General features: G+C 32.5%; 15 protein-coding genes and 1 pseudogene. 9 read left to right on the top strand and 7 right to left on the bottom strand.

What is annotated here, in order from left to right:
• Positions 1 to 163: 163 nt before the first annotated feature.
• The 3 genes from B4I81_RS06585 (at position 164) to B4I81_RS06595 (ending at position 1806) form a co-directional block, all read left to right on the top strand.
• Positions 164 to 883, top strand: a complete 720-nt coding sequence (locus B4I81_RS06585) for a YebC/PmpR family DNA-binding transcriptional regulator (protein WP_291108949.1) — start codon at positions 164 to 166, stop codon at positions 881 to 883.
• A 109-nt stretch (positions 884 to 992) separates the two neighbouring features.
• Positions 993 to 1355, top strand: a complete 363-nt coding sequence (locus B4I81_RS06590; protein WP_291108951.1) for a hypothetical protein — start codon at positions 993 to 995, stop codon at positions 1353 to 1355.
• Positions 1356 to 1392: 37 nt separating this feature from the next.
• Positions 1393 to 1806, top strand: a complete 414-nt coding sequence (locus B4I81_RS06595; RefSeq protein ID WP_291108952.1) for a hypothetical protein — start codon at positions 1393 to 1395, stop codon at positions 1804 to 1806.
• 481 nt (positions 1807 to 2287) lie between these two features.
• Here B4I81_RS06595 and B4I81_RS06600 read toward each other — a convergent pair whose 3' ends face one another.
• Positions 2288 to 3328: a PLP-dependent cysteine synthase family protein gene (locus B4I81_RS06600; RefSeq protein ID WP_291108954.1), complete on the bottom strand. Its 1041-nt coding sequence runs from the start codon at positions 3326 to 3328 to the stop codon at positions 2288 to 2290.
• A gap of 139 nt (positions 3329 to 3467) precedes the next feature.
• The gene (locus B4I81_RS06605) at positions 3468 to 5528 is read right to left on the bottom strand and encodes a S9 family peptidase (protein WP_291108955.1); all 2061 of its coding nucleotides are present in this window, start codon (positions 5526 to 5528) and stop codon (positions 3468 to 3470) included.
• Positions 5529 to 5666: 138 nt separating this feature from the next.
• Between B4I81_RS06605 and B4I81_RS06610 the strand changes: the two genes are divergently transcribed.
• Together B4I81_RS06610 and B4I81_RS06615 are read left to right on the top strand one after the other, a co-directional pair.
• A complete protein-coding gene (locus tag B4I81_RS06610) occupies positions 5667 to 5990 on the top strand; it encodes a YbaB/EbfC family nucleoid-associated protein (RefSeq protein WP_291108956.1) in 324 nt (107 codons plus the stop codon).
• 199 nt (positions 5991 to 6189) lie between these two features.
• Positions 6190 to 6573 carry an HU family DNA-binding protein gene (locus B4I81_RS06615; protein WP_291108958.1) on the top strand — a complete coding sequence of 128 codons (384 nt, stop codon included), beginning with the start codon at positions 6190 to 6192 and terminating at the stop codon, positions 6571 to 6573.
• A gap of 10 nt (positions 6574 to 6583) precedes the next feature.
• Here the strand turns inward: B4I81_RS06615 and B4I81_RS06620 are convergent, their stop codons facing one another.
• The 3 genes from B4I81_RS06620 to B4I81_RS06630 all read right to left on the bottom strand — a co-directional run bounded on the left by B4I81_RS06620 (position 6584) and on the right by B4I81_RS06630 (position 9541).
• Positions 6584 to 7357 (bottom strand): sulfite exporter TauE/SafE family protein, encoded by a 774-nt coding sequence (locus tag B4I81_RS06620; protein WP_291108959.1) that lies wholly within the window; start codon positions 7355 to 7357, stop codon positions 6584 to 6586.
• Between the two features lie 4 nt (positions 7358 to 7361).
• The gene (locus B4I81_RS06625; protein WP_291108961.1) at positions 7362 to 8435 is read right to left on the bottom strand and encodes a ligand-binding sensor domain-containing protein; all 1074 of its coding nucleotides are present in this window, start codon (positions 8433 to 8435) and stop codon (positions 7362 to 7364) included.
• A gap of 80 nt (positions 8436 to 8515) precedes the next feature.
• A complete protein-coding gene (locus B4I81_RS06630) occupies positions 8516 to 9541 on the bottom strand; it encodes a threonine aldolase family protein (protein WP_291108963.1) in 1026 nt (341 codons plus the stop codon).
• Between the two features lie 174 nt (positions 9542 to 9715).
• Between B4I81_RS06630 and prfB the strand changes: the two genes are divergently transcribed.
• From prfB to B4I81_RS06645, 3 genes are all read left to right on the top strand, one after another.
• Positions 9716 to 10811, top strand: a protein-coding gene (gene prfB / locus B4I81_RS06635; protein WP_291108964.1) for a peptide chain release factor 2 whose coding sequence is annotated in 2 segments (ribosomal slippage) — positions 9716 to 9778 and positions 9780 to 10811 — 1095 coding nt in all. Because the reading frame shifts where the segments join, the coding sequence is not laid out codon by codon here.
• A 45-nt stretch (positions 10812 to 10856) separates the two neighbouring features.
• A complete protein-coding gene (locus tag B4I81_RS06640; protein WP_291108966.1) occupies positions 10857 to 12500 on the top strand; it encodes an acyl-CoA carboxylase subunit beta in 1644 nt (547 codons plus the stop codon).
• Positions 12501 to 12513: 13 nt separating this feature from the next.
• On the top strand, positions 12514 to 12990 hold the full coding sequence (locus B4I81_RS06645; RefSeq protein WP_291108967.1) for a hypothetical protein: 477 nt from the start codon (positions 12514 to 12516) through the stop codon (positions 12988 to 12990).
• A 28-nt stretch (positions 12991 to 13018) separates the two neighbouring features.
• Here the strand turns inward: B4I81_RS06645 and B4I81_RS06650 are convergent, their stop codons facing one another.
• Together B4I81_RS06650 and B4I81_RS06655 are read right to left on the bottom strand one after the other, a co-directional pair.
• Positions 13019 to 13297 carry a type II toxin-antitoxin system RelE/ParE family toxin gene (locus tag B4I81_RS06650; RefSeq protein WP_291108969.1) on the bottom strand — a complete coding sequence of 93 codons (279 nt, stop codon included), beginning with the start codon at positions 13295 to 13297 and terminating at the stop codon, positions 13019 to 13021.
• Entirely contained in the window at positions 13294 to 13530 is a 237-nt protein-coding gene (locus tag B4I81_RS06655) for a hypothetical protein (protein ID WP_291108970.1), read from the bottom strand. Before B4I81_RS06655 ends, B4I81_RS06650 begins: the two co-directional genes overlap by 4 nt.
• Positions 13531 to 13586: 56 nt before the next feature.
• Here B4I81_RS06655 and B4I81_RS06660 point away from each other — a divergent pair.
• Positions 13587 to 13920: pseudogene (locus B4I81_RS06660) on the top strand (RNA pseudouridine synthase); the annotation flags it as partial.

Below are 13920 nucleotides of genomic sequence, written 5' to 3' on the forward strand. Positions count from 1 at the left end.
AGTCATATAAGTTTCAAGTTGATTTAGATTGCGAATATAAGTTCATAAAAGATTTTTAGTTTATCGCTTTGCGAACTTTACGTAAAACCTTGCGAACTTTGCGTTTAAATTTGAAATTATTATTTTTGCAACCTGAAACTTGAAACTTTAAACCAAAAAAGAAATGGGAAGAGCGTTTGAATTTAGAAAAGCCCGTAAAATGAAACGTTGGTCAGCAATGGCTAAAACGTTTACAAGAATTGGAAAAGATATCGTAATTGCCGTAAAAGAAGGCGGTCCAAATCCTGAAACTAATGCACGTTTAAGAGCGGTTATTCAAAATGCGAAAGCAGCGAATATGCCGAAGGAAAACGTTGAGCGTGCGATTAAAAAAGCATCTGATAAAGATACAGCTAACTATAAAGAAGTATTATTTGAAGGCTATGCACCTCACGGAATTGCCATTTTAATTGAAACCGCTACCGATAACAATAACAGAACCGTTGCTAACATTAGAAGTTACTTCAACAAATGTAATGGAACAATGGGAACACAAGGTTCGGTTGAATTTATGTTTGATCATACGTGTAATTTTAGAATTCCAGCAGAAGGACAAGATGTGGAAGAATTAGAATTAGAAATGATTGATTTTGGTGTAGAAGAAATCTTTGCAGATGAAGACGGCATTTTAATGTACGCTCCTTTTGAAAGCTTTGGTGCAATCCAAAAAGAACTTGAAGCTCGTGGATTAGAAATCTTATCTTCTGGATTTGAAAGAATACCACAAATAACAAAAGAATTAACACCTGAACAAGTAGCAGATGTTGAAAAACTATTAGAAAAAATTGAAGAAGACGATGACGTTATGAACGTATATCATACAATGCAAGAAAGCGCAGAGTAATTCTTTTTCTATATTATATACGAAATCCTCGCAAGAAATTGTGAGGATTTTTTTATATATTAGCGTAATGTAAAGAGTTTTTTTTTGATTCTAAAAAATTGCAAACCATATGAAAAAAAATATACTTTTAATATTATTTTTTTTAATTCCTCTTATATCGCATTCACAACAAGAAGAATATGAAGAAATTAAAATAAAAATTAGTATTGACAAAGGACCTTTGGCTGGAGCGAATATTTATATAGAAAACCTAGAAAAAAATGATTCATTCACTACAGATTTTGAAGGTGAAGCTATCATAAAGATTCCTAAAGACAAAGATCTTATAAGATTGAGTTTTATGGGACCTACTGTCAGATTTAAAATCTTAAGACCAACAGATTATATTGTTGTTGATTTGGACTCAAAAAAAGTTTGGTATTACTTTAATGGAAAAAAAATTAAAAAGAAGAAAATTAAATTCACCAAATAAAACAAAATTGTATTCTTTACAACAAAATATAATTATCATGAAAAAAACATTTTTTATAATAATTCATTGCCTTCTGGCTAACTTTTTGTTTTGTCAAGAGGTTGAATCAGTTTATAGATTCAAGAAAATTAAGAAACAAACTTATAAAGATGAAAAAATAACCTACTTTGAAAAGGAATTAGATAGTTTGGTACTTTATAAAGACGGAGAATTTTACAGACAAATTAGTTATGCACAATTTGATAATTTTGGATTTGAAGAGCAAAAAGGGCAATGGAGAATTGAAAATGGTATTTTATATTTGAATATTATCTCAAAAAAGGAAGATTTTGAAAAAGATAACTGGATTAAATATACTGGTGAAATTAAATATTTAATAAAACGAAAAAAAGTAATTCCAATAGAAAGCTTTAATACATATGCAACAAGGAATTTGAAGTTAGTTGAATAAATTATATAAAAAAACAATAACGGAATTACATTCTGAGCCTACAAAAAACAATAAAAAATCCACACTATGGGTTGGAAAATATCATTAGACCCGATAGCGCGGAATTGCATTCCGTGCCCACAAAACAAAAAAATCCCAATCTTTCGATTGGGATTTTTTTATATCTAAAATCAATTACTTGATAATTTCAATTTTTAAAGCTTCTTCTTGGTTAACTGAATCAAAGAAACCTTGTTCGTTCACCCGATAGCGCGGAATTGCATTCCGTGCCTACAAAACAAAAAAATCCCAATCTTTCGATTGGGATTTTTTTTTATCTAAAATCAATTACTTGATAATTTCAATTTTTAAAGCTTCTTCTTGGTTTACCGAATCAAAGAAACCTTGTTCGTTCACCCGATAGCGCGGAATTGCATTCCGTGCCCACAAAACAAAAAAATCCCAATCTTTCGATTGGGATTTTTTTTATATCTAAAATCAATTACTTGATAATTTCAATTTTTAAAGCTTCTTCTTGGTTTACCGAATCAAAGAAACCTTGTTCGTTCATCCATTCATCACTGAATACTTTACTCATGTATCTTGAACCATGATCAGGGAAAATAATAACAACTTTACTGTTGGCATCAAATTCACCTTCTTCAGCATATTGTTTCACCGCTTGAAAAGCGGCTCCAGAAGTATATCCTACGAACAAACCTTCTTTTTTAGCTAATTCTCTTGCTGTGTGCGCACTTTCTTCATCGGAAACTTTGATAAATTTATCAATCACATCAAAATCGGTAGCCGTTGGAATTAAGTTTTTACCTAAACCTTCAATACGGTATGGATAAATTTCAGCGTTATCAAACTCTTTTGTTTCATGGTATTTTTTCAATACTGAACCAAAAGCATCAACTCCCAAAATTTTGATATTTGGATTTTGCTCTTTTAAGAAACGTGCTGTTCCCGAAATAGTTCCTCCAGTTCCACTACACGCCACTAAGTGTGTTATTTGACCGCCTGTTTGTTCCCAAATTTCTGGTCCTGTAGATTTATAATGAGCATCAACATTTAATTCATTGAAATATTGATTGATGTAAACCGACCCTTTAGTTTCCTCATGCAATCTTTTAGCAACATTGTAATACGAACGCTCATCATCAGCTGAAACGTGAGCTGGGCAAACATATACCTTAGCCCCCATTGAACGTAACATATCGATTTTATCTTTTGATGATTTTGAACTCACCGCCAAAATACAATCATAACCTTTAATGATGCTTACCATCGCTAAACTAAAACCTGTATTTCCAGAAGTAGTTTCAATAATAGTGTCTCCTGGTTTTAGGATACCTCTTTTTTCTGCTTCTTCAATAATGTATAATGCGATACGGTCTTTTGTAGAATGACCTGGATTAAAGGCTTCAACTTTTGCATAGAAATTACCTGGTAAATCAGCTGAAACTTTATTCAGTTTGATTAATGGTGTATTTCCAATTAAATCTAATACACTATTATAGGCTTTTATTTCTTCTTTCATATGAAGATACTGTTTGTTTTAATGTTTCCAAAATACTATGCTTTACTAGCATTTGTAGTATTTTATACTTATTTAATATCTAAAAATTGCCAAATTTGACACTTCTAAAACCTTGCAAATTTAACAAAAAAAAGTTTAACTACTTCTTAATTTTTTCTAAATCTAACAAAAAGGCAAATTCTTTAGCTAATTCCTTCAATGCTTCAAATCGTCCTGAAGCACCTCCGTGTCCCGCATCCATGTTTGTGTCTAAATACAACTGATTGTCATTTGTTTTCATAACACGTAATTTTGCTACCCATTTTGCCGGTTCCCAATATTGCACTTGCGAATCGTGAAGTCCAGTGGAAACATACATATTTGGATATGCTTGTGCTTTTACTTGGTCGTAAGGCGAATAGGACAACATATAATCGTAATATACTTTTTCATTTGGATTTCCCCATTCGTCATATTCTCCTGTTGTTAATGGAATGGTATCATCTAACATAGTCGTAACTACATCCACAAAAGGAACTTGAGCGATTACACCATTATACAGTTCTGGAGCCATATTTATAACCGCTCCCATTAATAATCCACCTGCAGAACCACCTTCTGCATATAAATGTTCTGGGGAAGTATACTTTTCTGCAATTACAAATTTAGAACAATCAATAAAATCGGTAAACGTATTCATTTTCTTTAAAAGTTTTCCGTTTTCATACCATTCTCTTCCTAAATCCTCTCCTCCTCTAATATGAGCAATGGCATAAATAAATCCTCTATCTAACAAACTCAAACGTGTTGAAGAAAAATAAGGATCCATTGTAGCTCCGTAAGAGCCATAAGCATATAGTAAGAATGGGTTTTTACCATCTTTTTTGATTCCTTTTCTGTATACCATTGAAATAGGCACTTTAGTTCCATCAGTAGCAGTAGCCCAAATTCGTTCTTCAACATAATTGTTTTTATCAAACTTCCCACCCAAAATTTCTTGCTCTTTCAATACTTTTTTCTCCTGAGTTCTCATATTGAAATCAATCACAGAAGAGGGTGTTGTCATAGATTGATATCCATAACGTAAAATTTCAGTATCGAAATCTACGTTAGTTGTAGTATAAGCCGTGTAAGTTTCACTATTAAAAGGTAAGTAATACTCTCCTTTTCCATTCCAAGGCATGATTCTAATTTTGTTCAAACCATTAGAACGCTCTTCAACAACTAAATACTCTTTAAAAATATCGATTCCTTCTAATAAAACATCTTTTCTATGCCCAATTAAATCTTTCCAGTTTTCAGCCGAAGTAGCAGTTTCTGGGGTTTTCATTAATTTGAAGTTCGTTGCTTTGTCTTTATTCGTAACAATGTAAAAACTATCTCCATAATGCGAAATCGAATATTCTAATCCGCGTGTTCTTTTATGGAAAACTTTAAACTCTCCATTCGGATTTTTTGCATCTAAAATTTGGTATTCAGAAGTTAATGTACTGTTAGAACCAATAACTATGTATTTTTTTGATTTTTCTTTGTAAACAAAGGTATTGAACGTATCGTCTTTTTCATGAAAGACTAAAACATCAGCAGCAGCTTCTGTACCTAGAGTATGCTTATAAATTTTATCGGAACGTAAGGTTTGTTGATCATTTCTTGTGTAAAACAAAGTTTTATTATCACCAGCCCAAGTTGAACCTCCCGATGTATTTTCTATTTTTACAGGAAGAATTTCTCCTGTTTCTAAATTTTTAATTTGGATGGTATATTGTCTTCTTGAAACTAAGTCAACTCCAAACGCTACCCATTTATTATCTTCACTTACATTTAATCCCGCTAAATTAAAGTACGAATGTCCTTTTGCCATTTCGTTACAATCAAACATGATTTCTTCCTTAGCATCTAAACTTCCTTTTTTACGAGCATAAATGGGATAATCTTTTCCTTTTTCAAAACGAGTGATGTAATAATAACCATTGTATAAATAAGGAACTGAACTATCGTCTTCCTTAATTCTACTCTTCATTTCTAAGAACAATTCGTCTTGGAATGGTTTGGTGTGAGCCGTTGATTTTTGGTAATATTCGTTTTCTTGGTTCAAATAATCAATAACTTCTGGGTTTTCTCTTTCGTTTAACCAATAATAATTATCAATTCTTTTATCACCGTGCTTTTCTAGTGTTTTTGGAACAATTTTAGCAACAGGAGGAACAATTTTATCTGACATTGTTTTTGTTTTATTTTGACTGTAAACAGGAACAAAAATAATACAACTAAGAAGTAAATAGGTTATTTTTTTCATGAAGTTTTAAACTAATTATTAACCGCTAATTTACTATTTTTGCCTTAATAAAAAAATATTATTATGTTTGGAGATATCATGGGTATGATGGGTAAACTCAAAGAAACCCAACAAAAAGTTGAAGAAACTAAAAAGCGTTTAGACTTTGTTTTAATTGATGAAAAAAGTAGCGATGGCTTACTTGAAGTTACCTTAACCGCTAACCGAAAAATCAAAAACATTACCGTAAGTGATAATTTACTTCAAGACAAGGAAATGCTTGAAGATTATTTAGTTAACGTATTAAATAAAGCTATTGAAAAAGCAACAAACGTTCACGAAACGGAGTTGGCTGCGGTTGCAAAAGAAGGTATGCCAAACATTCCTGGAATGGATCTATTTAAATAATAACTTCTTAAGAAATTAGAAATTAAAATAAAATTCCTTTTTACTTGTTCCTTATAATTTTAATTAAAGTTGTACAACTTTTAAAAAAGAGATGTACAGCTTTTTACTAAAAGATGTATGACTTTTTACTATAAGTCGTACATCTTTTTATATATTTGTCAGGTTAAAATTTTTTAATAAACCTTACACTGTAAAAAAAATGTCCGTTCAATTTAAAATGATACCCAAAAAAAATAATTTGGTATCGCCTCCAGAAGTAAAATACTACCCTTGTGCTGTTAGTCAAGGAGAGGTGAATTTAGATGATTTAGCTCGAATTGTAGCCAGTAGAACTACTATGAGTAGACCTGATTGTTTTGGAGTCATTATGGCGTTAAGCGATGTTATTGGTGAATCATTAGCCAATGGAAATATTGTTAGAGTAGATAATTTAGGAACATTTCAACTAACTTTAACTGGAACAGCCGCAGATACAGAGGAAACTTTAGGCAAATCGAACATTAAAGAAGCTAAAATTAATTACCGCCCTTCTAAAGAATTAAAAAATAGAATGAAGAAAATTACTTACAAAAGAATACGATAATTTCTACTCTTTATATAACCCCCATTCCTAAAGCAATTGCCACCAAAAGCAATAAAACCGCAACAAAAACTTGGAGAAATTTTAGAGTAACTTTCTTTAAAAGTTGGTTACCCAAATACGCTCCGGTAATTGCGCAAAGTGTTGCCGAAATCAACAAAACTTTATTTTCATACAACGTATAAGTAGTGATTTTTGAAGCGTAAACACTCAATCGGGTAAAATCAATAAACATGGAAACTACAATTCCTGTGGCGATAAAACTTTCTTTAGACAAACCAGCTTTTATCAAAAACGCACTTCTTAAAGCCCCTTGATGTCCTGAAAGTCCACCAAAGAATCCGCTTAAAATTCCGCCTAAAGGCAGTTTATCTTTTCCAAACTCCAATTTACTCAAGTATGGAATCAAATCTAACAGCGCAAAAATCACTAATAGAATAGCAATAACGAATTTTACAGGTAACACATCCCATTCTTTTCCGAAAAGCGAATAACTGAATAAAGGTTGCAAATCAGAAATTTGTAATAACAACCAAGAACCTAACATCGCAGCAAAAATAGCTGGAATTCCAAATTTTAGTAAAACTTCTTTGTTGGCGTGTTTTCCAACCAAGAAAAACTTGAATAAATTGTTAGCAAAATGTACTAATCCACACAATCCTATCGCAATATCCACTGGAAAGAACAACATGAAAACCGGAGTTAACAAAGTTCCTAAACCAAAACCTGAGAAAAAGGTTAGAATGGCGGTTAAAAAAGCTACGATTGATATGATTAGGATTTCCATTTATTTAAAATATTTTATCAAATGATTTTCCGTTGAATTTATAAACGCCACCCTCTGCCATTCCGAAAAGCAGATTATTAGCATTGTCTTTATAAATTGTCCAAATCATTTGAGATTTAAGATTTTTGTCAATAGTATTATAGTTTGTCATTGTCTTGCCGTCATATTTCCAAGCTCCTGTATATAAATCTCCGAACCAAATATTGCCTTCTGAATCTTCTTCAATAGCAAAAGGGTGTTCCAATGTGCCTGGTTCTGATTTATTACCATTCCTTTTACTTGTTGGATGAATTAAGTGATGCTTTTCAGAAAAATTAATTGTTGAATTCCTATCCAAAAGTAAAACACCAATACCATTATTTCCTATCCAAATACGACCTTTTGAATCGGCTAATACACTTCTTATATGTAAACGCTCATTATCTTTTAGATTTAATTTTTCTTTATCAAAGATATGTACCATTTTACCATCATAGTTAAATAGCGCTGCATAAATCGCAATCCAAACTTTACCTTCTTTATCTTTTGAGATACCCGTAACTCCGTAAGTATTGTCAGTATTATCAGTATTTTTATTTTGGGGTTTTGGAAAAATCAAATAGTTCATATTGATTCCGTCAAAACGATTTATTCCGTCTTCCGCACCCGCATTAAACCATAAATTACCACTGGTTTCATTCCATTCATATCTTGGGTAGCTTAAATTTGTTGGATAATTTATTAACTTTCCATTATCATATACACTCACCCCTTTTGCTGTGCCGAACCAAATTTTTCCATTCTTATCTTGTTCAATTGAACGAATTTGATTGTCGGTTAACCCTTCATTAGTTGCAAAGTATTCAAAAGTTTTCCCATTATAATAGCTAACCCCTTCGTTATGACTTCCAAGCCAATAATTACCTTTACTATCTTGAAATATAGCACGAATTCCAGAAGTGAATTTTAAAGTATCGGTTTTTGAAGTACTTACTAATTCAGAATTATTCCTTCCCTTTTCATTTGATTGTTGCTTAATGCAAGAGAGGTTAATAAATAATAAAAGAATCAGGTATATCATTTTTGAAGTTTTTTTCATTTTAGTATATTTAAACCTTTAAAATAATCCCAAGTTTGATTTTCTAAATTATTTAAATTTCTTGAATCTGTGTTCCAAAATTAAAAAGTCAATTTCGAAAACACTTCCATTACATATTCATGCATCACTTCTTTATAATCTAAATGGGTTACAATTCTTAGTTTTCCATGACCCATTGAGCTAATCGCAATCCCTTTTTGTTTTAATTTTTCCATAAAAAGCTTTTCATCTACAAAAGGTTGCACACCAAAAATCAAAATATTAGTTTCTACTGGTTCCACATTAGCAACCCATGGCATTTTTTCTAATAAATTACCTAATTCTTTGGCTCTTCTGTGATCAATTTCTAAACGACTGATGTTGTTCTGCAATGCAAATAATCCAGCGGCAGCCAAATAGCCTGATTGTCGCATGTTACCACCAAAAATCTTTCTAATTCGCAAAGCTCGGTGCATATCCGCTTTACTTCCTAACAAAACTGAACCAACAGGCGCACCCAATCCTTTCGACAAACAAACCGAAATCGTATCAAACAATTCGCCAAACTGTTTTGGATGTTGCTTTTTTGCTACTAACGCATTCCATAAACGGGCACCATCTAAATGATATTTCAAATTATGGTCGATACAAACTTGCTTAATTTCTTGCAAAGGTTGTAAATCATAACAAGCGCCACCGCCTTTATTGGTTGTATTTTCAATACTCACTAATGAAGTTAAAGGCGCATGATAAAATTCAGGGTCATTGATTCCATTTTTAACCAAATCAGCCGTAATCATTCCTCTATTTCCATCTACCAAACAACACGAAACACCACTATTAAATGAGGCTCCACCACCTTCATAATGATATATATGCGAATATTTATCGCAAATTACTTGTTCCCCTGGTTGTGTATGTAGCTTTATCGCCGTTTGATTTGCCATTGTTCCAGAAGGAAAAAATAAGGCAGCTTCCATCCCAAATAAATCCGCTAAAGTTTCCTCTAACTCATTGACTGTTGGGTCTTGTTTATATACATCATCCCCTACTTTAGCATTAAACATAGCGTTTAACATCTCAACAGAAGGCTTCGTTACCGTATCACTAACTAAATTTATTTCCATATATCAATCAGATACCTTATTTTTGATAAAAATTTTTAGGAGCTAAATCCCGCTATCCGTTGCAATCTTTTTATTTTTTGTTGCCTGAGGTTCTCGAAGGCAACAAAAAATAAAAAGGATTTCCACTACTATCGGGGCTATGGCATCCCATTTCAAAACAAAACTACAATATTTATGATAAATACAGAACAAGTCAGAGATATTATTGATCGCCTTGGTGCGTTAAGGAGGTATCTTTGACATCGATGCTAAATTGATTGAAATAACAAACGAGGAAGAAAAAACCTTCGCTCCCGACTTTTGGAATAACGCCAAAGAAGCCGAAATCATTATTAGAAACCTACGTTCCAAAAAGAAATGGGTTGAAGATTATAATAAAGGAATTGAATATTCTGAAGAACTTCAAATATTGATGGATTTCTTCAAAGAAGGCGATGTTTCTGAAGAGGAAGTTGAAGAACACTATCAAAAAACCTTACATCACATTGAAGATTTAGAGTTCCGCAACATGCTTTCCGATGAAGGAGATAGCATGAGTGCGGTTTTACAAATTACGGCTGGAGCTGGTGGAACTGAAAGTTGTGATTGGGCTTCCATGTTAATGCGAATGTACTTAATGTGGGGCGAAAAGCAAGGATACAAAATCAAAGAATTGAACTTTCAAGAAGGCGATGTTGCTGGAATTAAAACGGTAACCTTAGAAATTGAAGGCGAATTTGCTTTTGGTTATTTAAAAGGTGAAAACGGTGTACATCGTTTGGTTCGAATTTCTCCTTTTGATAGTAATGCAAAACGCCATACGTCTTTTGCTTCAGTTTATGTGTATCCTTTAGTAGATGATTCTATTGAAGTAGAAATCAATCCAGCTGATATTGAAATTATAACTTCTCGTTCGAGTGGTGCAGGTGGACAAAACGTAAACAAAGTAGAAACCAAAGTACAATTGTTTCACAAACCTACGGGAATTCAAATTCAGTGTTCCGAAACTCGTTCGCAACAAGATAACCGCCAACGTGCGATGCAAATGTTGAAATCGCAGTTATACGAAATCGAATTAAACAAAAGATTAGCACAAAGAGCAGATATCGAAGCTGGAAAAATGAAAATCGAATGGGGTTCGCAAATCCGTAATTATGTAATGCACCCTTATAAATTGGTAAAAGACGTTCGCTCGGGATATGAATCAAGTGACGTTGAAGGCATTATGAACGGTGATATCGATAATTTCTTAAAAGCCTATTTAATGATGATGGGGCAAAAAGAGGAATAATTTTAACAATAAGAACCAACAACAAACTAAATAACACATTAAGTAATGGACTTAAATTTCAATAAAAACGAAGATCACAACAAACTTTTAGTTACTGATTTAAAAAAGCGATTTGCTCAAGTAAAATTGGGTGGCGGTCAAAAAAGAATTGAAAAATTACACGCTGAAGGCAAAATGACCGCTCGTGAACGTATTGATTATCTGTTAGATGACAAAGCAAATAGCATTGAAATTGGTGCTTTTGTTGGTGATGGAATGTATGAAGAGCATGGAGGTTGTCCTTCTGGAGGGGTTGTAGTTAAAATGGGTTATGTATCGGGTAAACAATGTATCGTAGTAGCAAATGATGCTACTGTAAAAGCTGGCGCATGGTTTCCAATTACCGGGAAAAAGAACTTAAGAGCACAAGAAATTGCTATTGAAAATAGATTGCCAATTATTTATTTGGTCGATTCTGCTGGGGTTTATTTACCAATGCAAGATGAAATTTTCCCAGATAAAGAACATTTTGGTAGAATTTTTAGAAATAATGCCATTATGAGTAGTATGGGAATTACCCAAATTGCAGCCGTAATGGGAAGTTGCGTAGCGGGTGGTGCTTATTTACCTATCATGAGTGATGAGGCTTTAATTGTAGATAAAACCGGAAGTATTTTCTTAGCGGGAAGCTATTTAGTAAAAGCCGCTATTGGAGAAAGTATCGACAATGAAACACTTGGTGGAGCAACAACGCACTGCGAAATTTCAGGTGTAACCGATTATAAAGCTAAAGACGATAAAGATGCTTTAGACCGAATTAAATCGGTAGTAGGTAAAATTGGTGACTATGAAAAAGCAGGTTTTAACCGAGTGAAAGCGGAAAAACCAGCATTAGAACCCAAAGATATTTACGGAATTTTACCAAAATCTCGTGCTGATCAGTACGATATGATGGAAATCATCAAACGTTTGGTAGATAATTCAGAATTTGACGAATACAAAGCGGGCTATGGTCAAACCATCATAACAGGTTATGCACGCATTGACGGTTGGGCGGTAGGAATTGTTGCCAACCAAAGAAAAATTGTAAAAACAGCTGGTGCTAAAACGAAACCAAGTGAAATGCAATTTGGTGGCGTAATCTATTCGGATTCAGCAGATAAAGCAACACGTTTTATTGCGAATTGCAACCAAAAGAAAATTCCATTAGTGTTTTTACAAGATGTAACGGGTTTCATGGTAGGTTCTAAATCAGAACATGGTGGCATTATTAAAGATGGTGCTAAAATGGTAAATGCGGTTTCTAATTCGGTTGTACCGAAATTCACGGTTGTAATTGGAAATTCGTATGGAGCAGGAAATTATGCCATGTGCGGAAAAGCCTATGACCCAAGATTAATATTTGCTTGGCCAAGTGCTGAATTAGCAGTAATGGGTGGTGCTCAAGCAGCAAAAGTATTGTTGCAAATTGAAGCTGCTTCTTTAAAAGCAAAAGGGGAAGAAATTACTCCTGAAAAAGAAGCGGAATTATTTGATAAAATTAAAGCACGTTACGACCAACAAGTGTCTCCTTATTATGCAGCCGCTCGTTTATGGACGGATGCTATCATTGATCCTTTAGACACCAGAACATGGATTTCAATGGGGATTGAAGCGGCCAACCACGCTCCTATTGAAAAACCATTTAATTTAGGAGTGATTCAGGTGTAGCTAATTATTCAATATGGAAATCAAAGAAGATTATTTCAGAATTCATAAAAAGGAAAATGTTTATGTTCTAAGCGATAGAATACCTTTTATATGGAAAGAGATGTTAATTTGGAATTTGCCAACTTTTTTGGGCTTATTATATGTATTTGGTCCAGTTGTAGGTGTTTATATTTTCATATTAACTCTGTTTTTTTATGTCTTATTTCGTTTTGCTTCTTGGATATTTTATACTGAAATTCAGATTAATATCGAAAGTGGTGAAATGATTAAAGTAAAAAAAATAATTAACAAGACGCAAAATATTAATTTAATCACTAATAAGTTTGATTCAAGTAAATTTGAATACACAGAATTAAATAGAAGTGGAAATACTAAATTTTTAATGAATTACAAAACGCATAAAAATAATGAACTTTTAATTTTAAGGAATAAATCAGACAAAGAGTTTATTGAAAAATATATAGTTGAAAAAATAACTATTAAAAATTAAATTATAAGCTTCATTATTTATAATATCATTACCAATTCATCTTGGTTGAATAAATATTGATAATCAAAATTCTATTTTCTTCTATACGATACACAATTTTAAAATTCCATTTTGGAAAATAGCGAATTGATTCATCCTTAAACAAGGTTTCTCTTGGATTTCTTTCTGGAAACTTTGCTAAATCGTCGCCTATATTTAATAAAGCATCAACTACCTTTTCGGCATTTTGAGGACTATTTTGGAAAATAAAATTATAAATTGTTTCGAGAGAATCTAAAGAAGCCTGTGACCAAACAACAGATTTCATTTCTTAAAAATCTTATTTCTTATTGCTTCGGAATTATACACATTATTTTCTTCTGAAACTTTAAGAATAGCCTCAATTTCTTGCTTATAATCTGAAACAGATAACAACTTTCCTGTTAGATCATATATATATCCTTCATCATTCAAAATTTGGTCAATTTTATTCAAAACTTCTTCGTTTTGGATATCCAAAATTCGATGAATAATACTTTTTCTATGTGTTTCAATATTCATTAGTAAACTGATTTACACAAAGATAATTATTATTTCAATTACTTTATCTTTGCAGTATGTCAAATTCATTATTCCAACAATTCAAAACCAATATTTCTGGTATTGCTTTACCTGAGAAATTCACGTTTCCTTTTTATTACGAGCCGCATGAATTGAGCATTATTGCGGCTAATGAATTGCAATCGTATTTGGAAACACAAACCGATTTTGAACACAATTTTGGATTGAAAGAAAATCAAGAAGGTTTGGTAATAGGCAAAATGTTTGGGGTTTTGGTTTGTCAAAATCAAGATGGAGAATTAGGGTATTTATGGGCGTTTTCAGGAAAATTGGCGGGTGTGAATCATCTTCCCTATTTCGTGCCAACCATTTTTGATATGTTGCACGAAG

Origin of the sequence: Flavobacterium sp. UBA6195 (assembly GCF_002422095.1) — a bacterium.
Classification (GTDB): domain Bacteria; phylum Bacteroidota; class Bacteroidia; order Flavobacteriales; family Flavobacteriaceae; genus Flavobacterium.

Coding starts and splice junctions, on each gene's coding strand:
- B4I81_RS06585 (WP_291108949.1), top strand. CDS start 164: ATGGGAAGAGCGTTTGAATTTAGAAAAGCCCGTAAAATGAAACGTTGG.
- B4I81_RS06590 (WP_291108951.1), top strand. CDS start 993: ATGAAAAAAAATATACTTTTAATATTATTTTTTTTAATTCCTCTTATA.
- B4I81_RS06595 (WP_291108952.1), top strand. CDS start 1,393: ATGAAAAAAACATTTTTTATAATAATTCATTGCCTTCTGGCTAACTTT.
- B4I81_RS06600 (WP_291108954.1), bottom strand. CDS start 3,328: ATGAAAGAAGAAATAAAAGCCTATAATAGTGTATTAGATTTAATTGGA.
- B4I81_RS06605 (WP_291108955.1), bottom strand. CDS start 5,528: ATGTCAGATAAAATTGTTCCTCCTGTTGCTAAAATTGTTCCAAAAACA.
- B4I81_RS06610 (WP_291108956.1), top strand. CDS start 5,667: ATGTTTGGAGATATCATGGGTATGATGGGTAAACTCAAAGAAACCCAA.
- B4I81_RS06615 (WP_291108958.1), top strand. CDS start 6,190: ATGTCCGTTCAATTTAAAATGATACCCAAAAAAAATAATTTGGTATCG.
- B4I81_RS06620 (WP_291108959.1), bottom strand. CDS start 7,357: ATGGAAATCCTAATCATATCAATCGTAGCTTTTTTAACCGCCATTCTA.
- B4I81_RS06625 (WP_291108961.1), bottom strand. CDS start 8,435: ATGAAAAAAACTTCAAAAATGATATACCTGATTCTTTTATTATTTATT.
- B4I81_RS06630 (WP_291108963.1), bottom strand. CDS start 9,541: ATGGAAATAAATTTAGTTAGTGATACGGTAACGAAGCCTTCTGTTGAG.
- B4I81_RS06640 (WP_291108966.1), top strand. CDS start 10,857: ATGGACTTAAATTTCAATAAAAACGAAGATCACAACAAACTTTTAGTT.
- B4I81_RS06645 (WP_291108967.1), top strand. CDS start 12,514: ATGGAAATCAAAGAAGATTATTTCAGAATTCATAAAAAGGAAAATGTT.
- B4I81_RS06650 (WP_291108969.1), bottom strand. CDS start 13,297: ATGAAATCTGTTGTTTGGTCACAGGCTTCTTTAGATTCTCTCGAAACA.
- B4I81_RS06655 (WP_291108970.1), bottom strand. CDS start 13,530: ATGAATATTGAAACACATAGAAAAAGTATTATTCATCGAATTTTGGAT.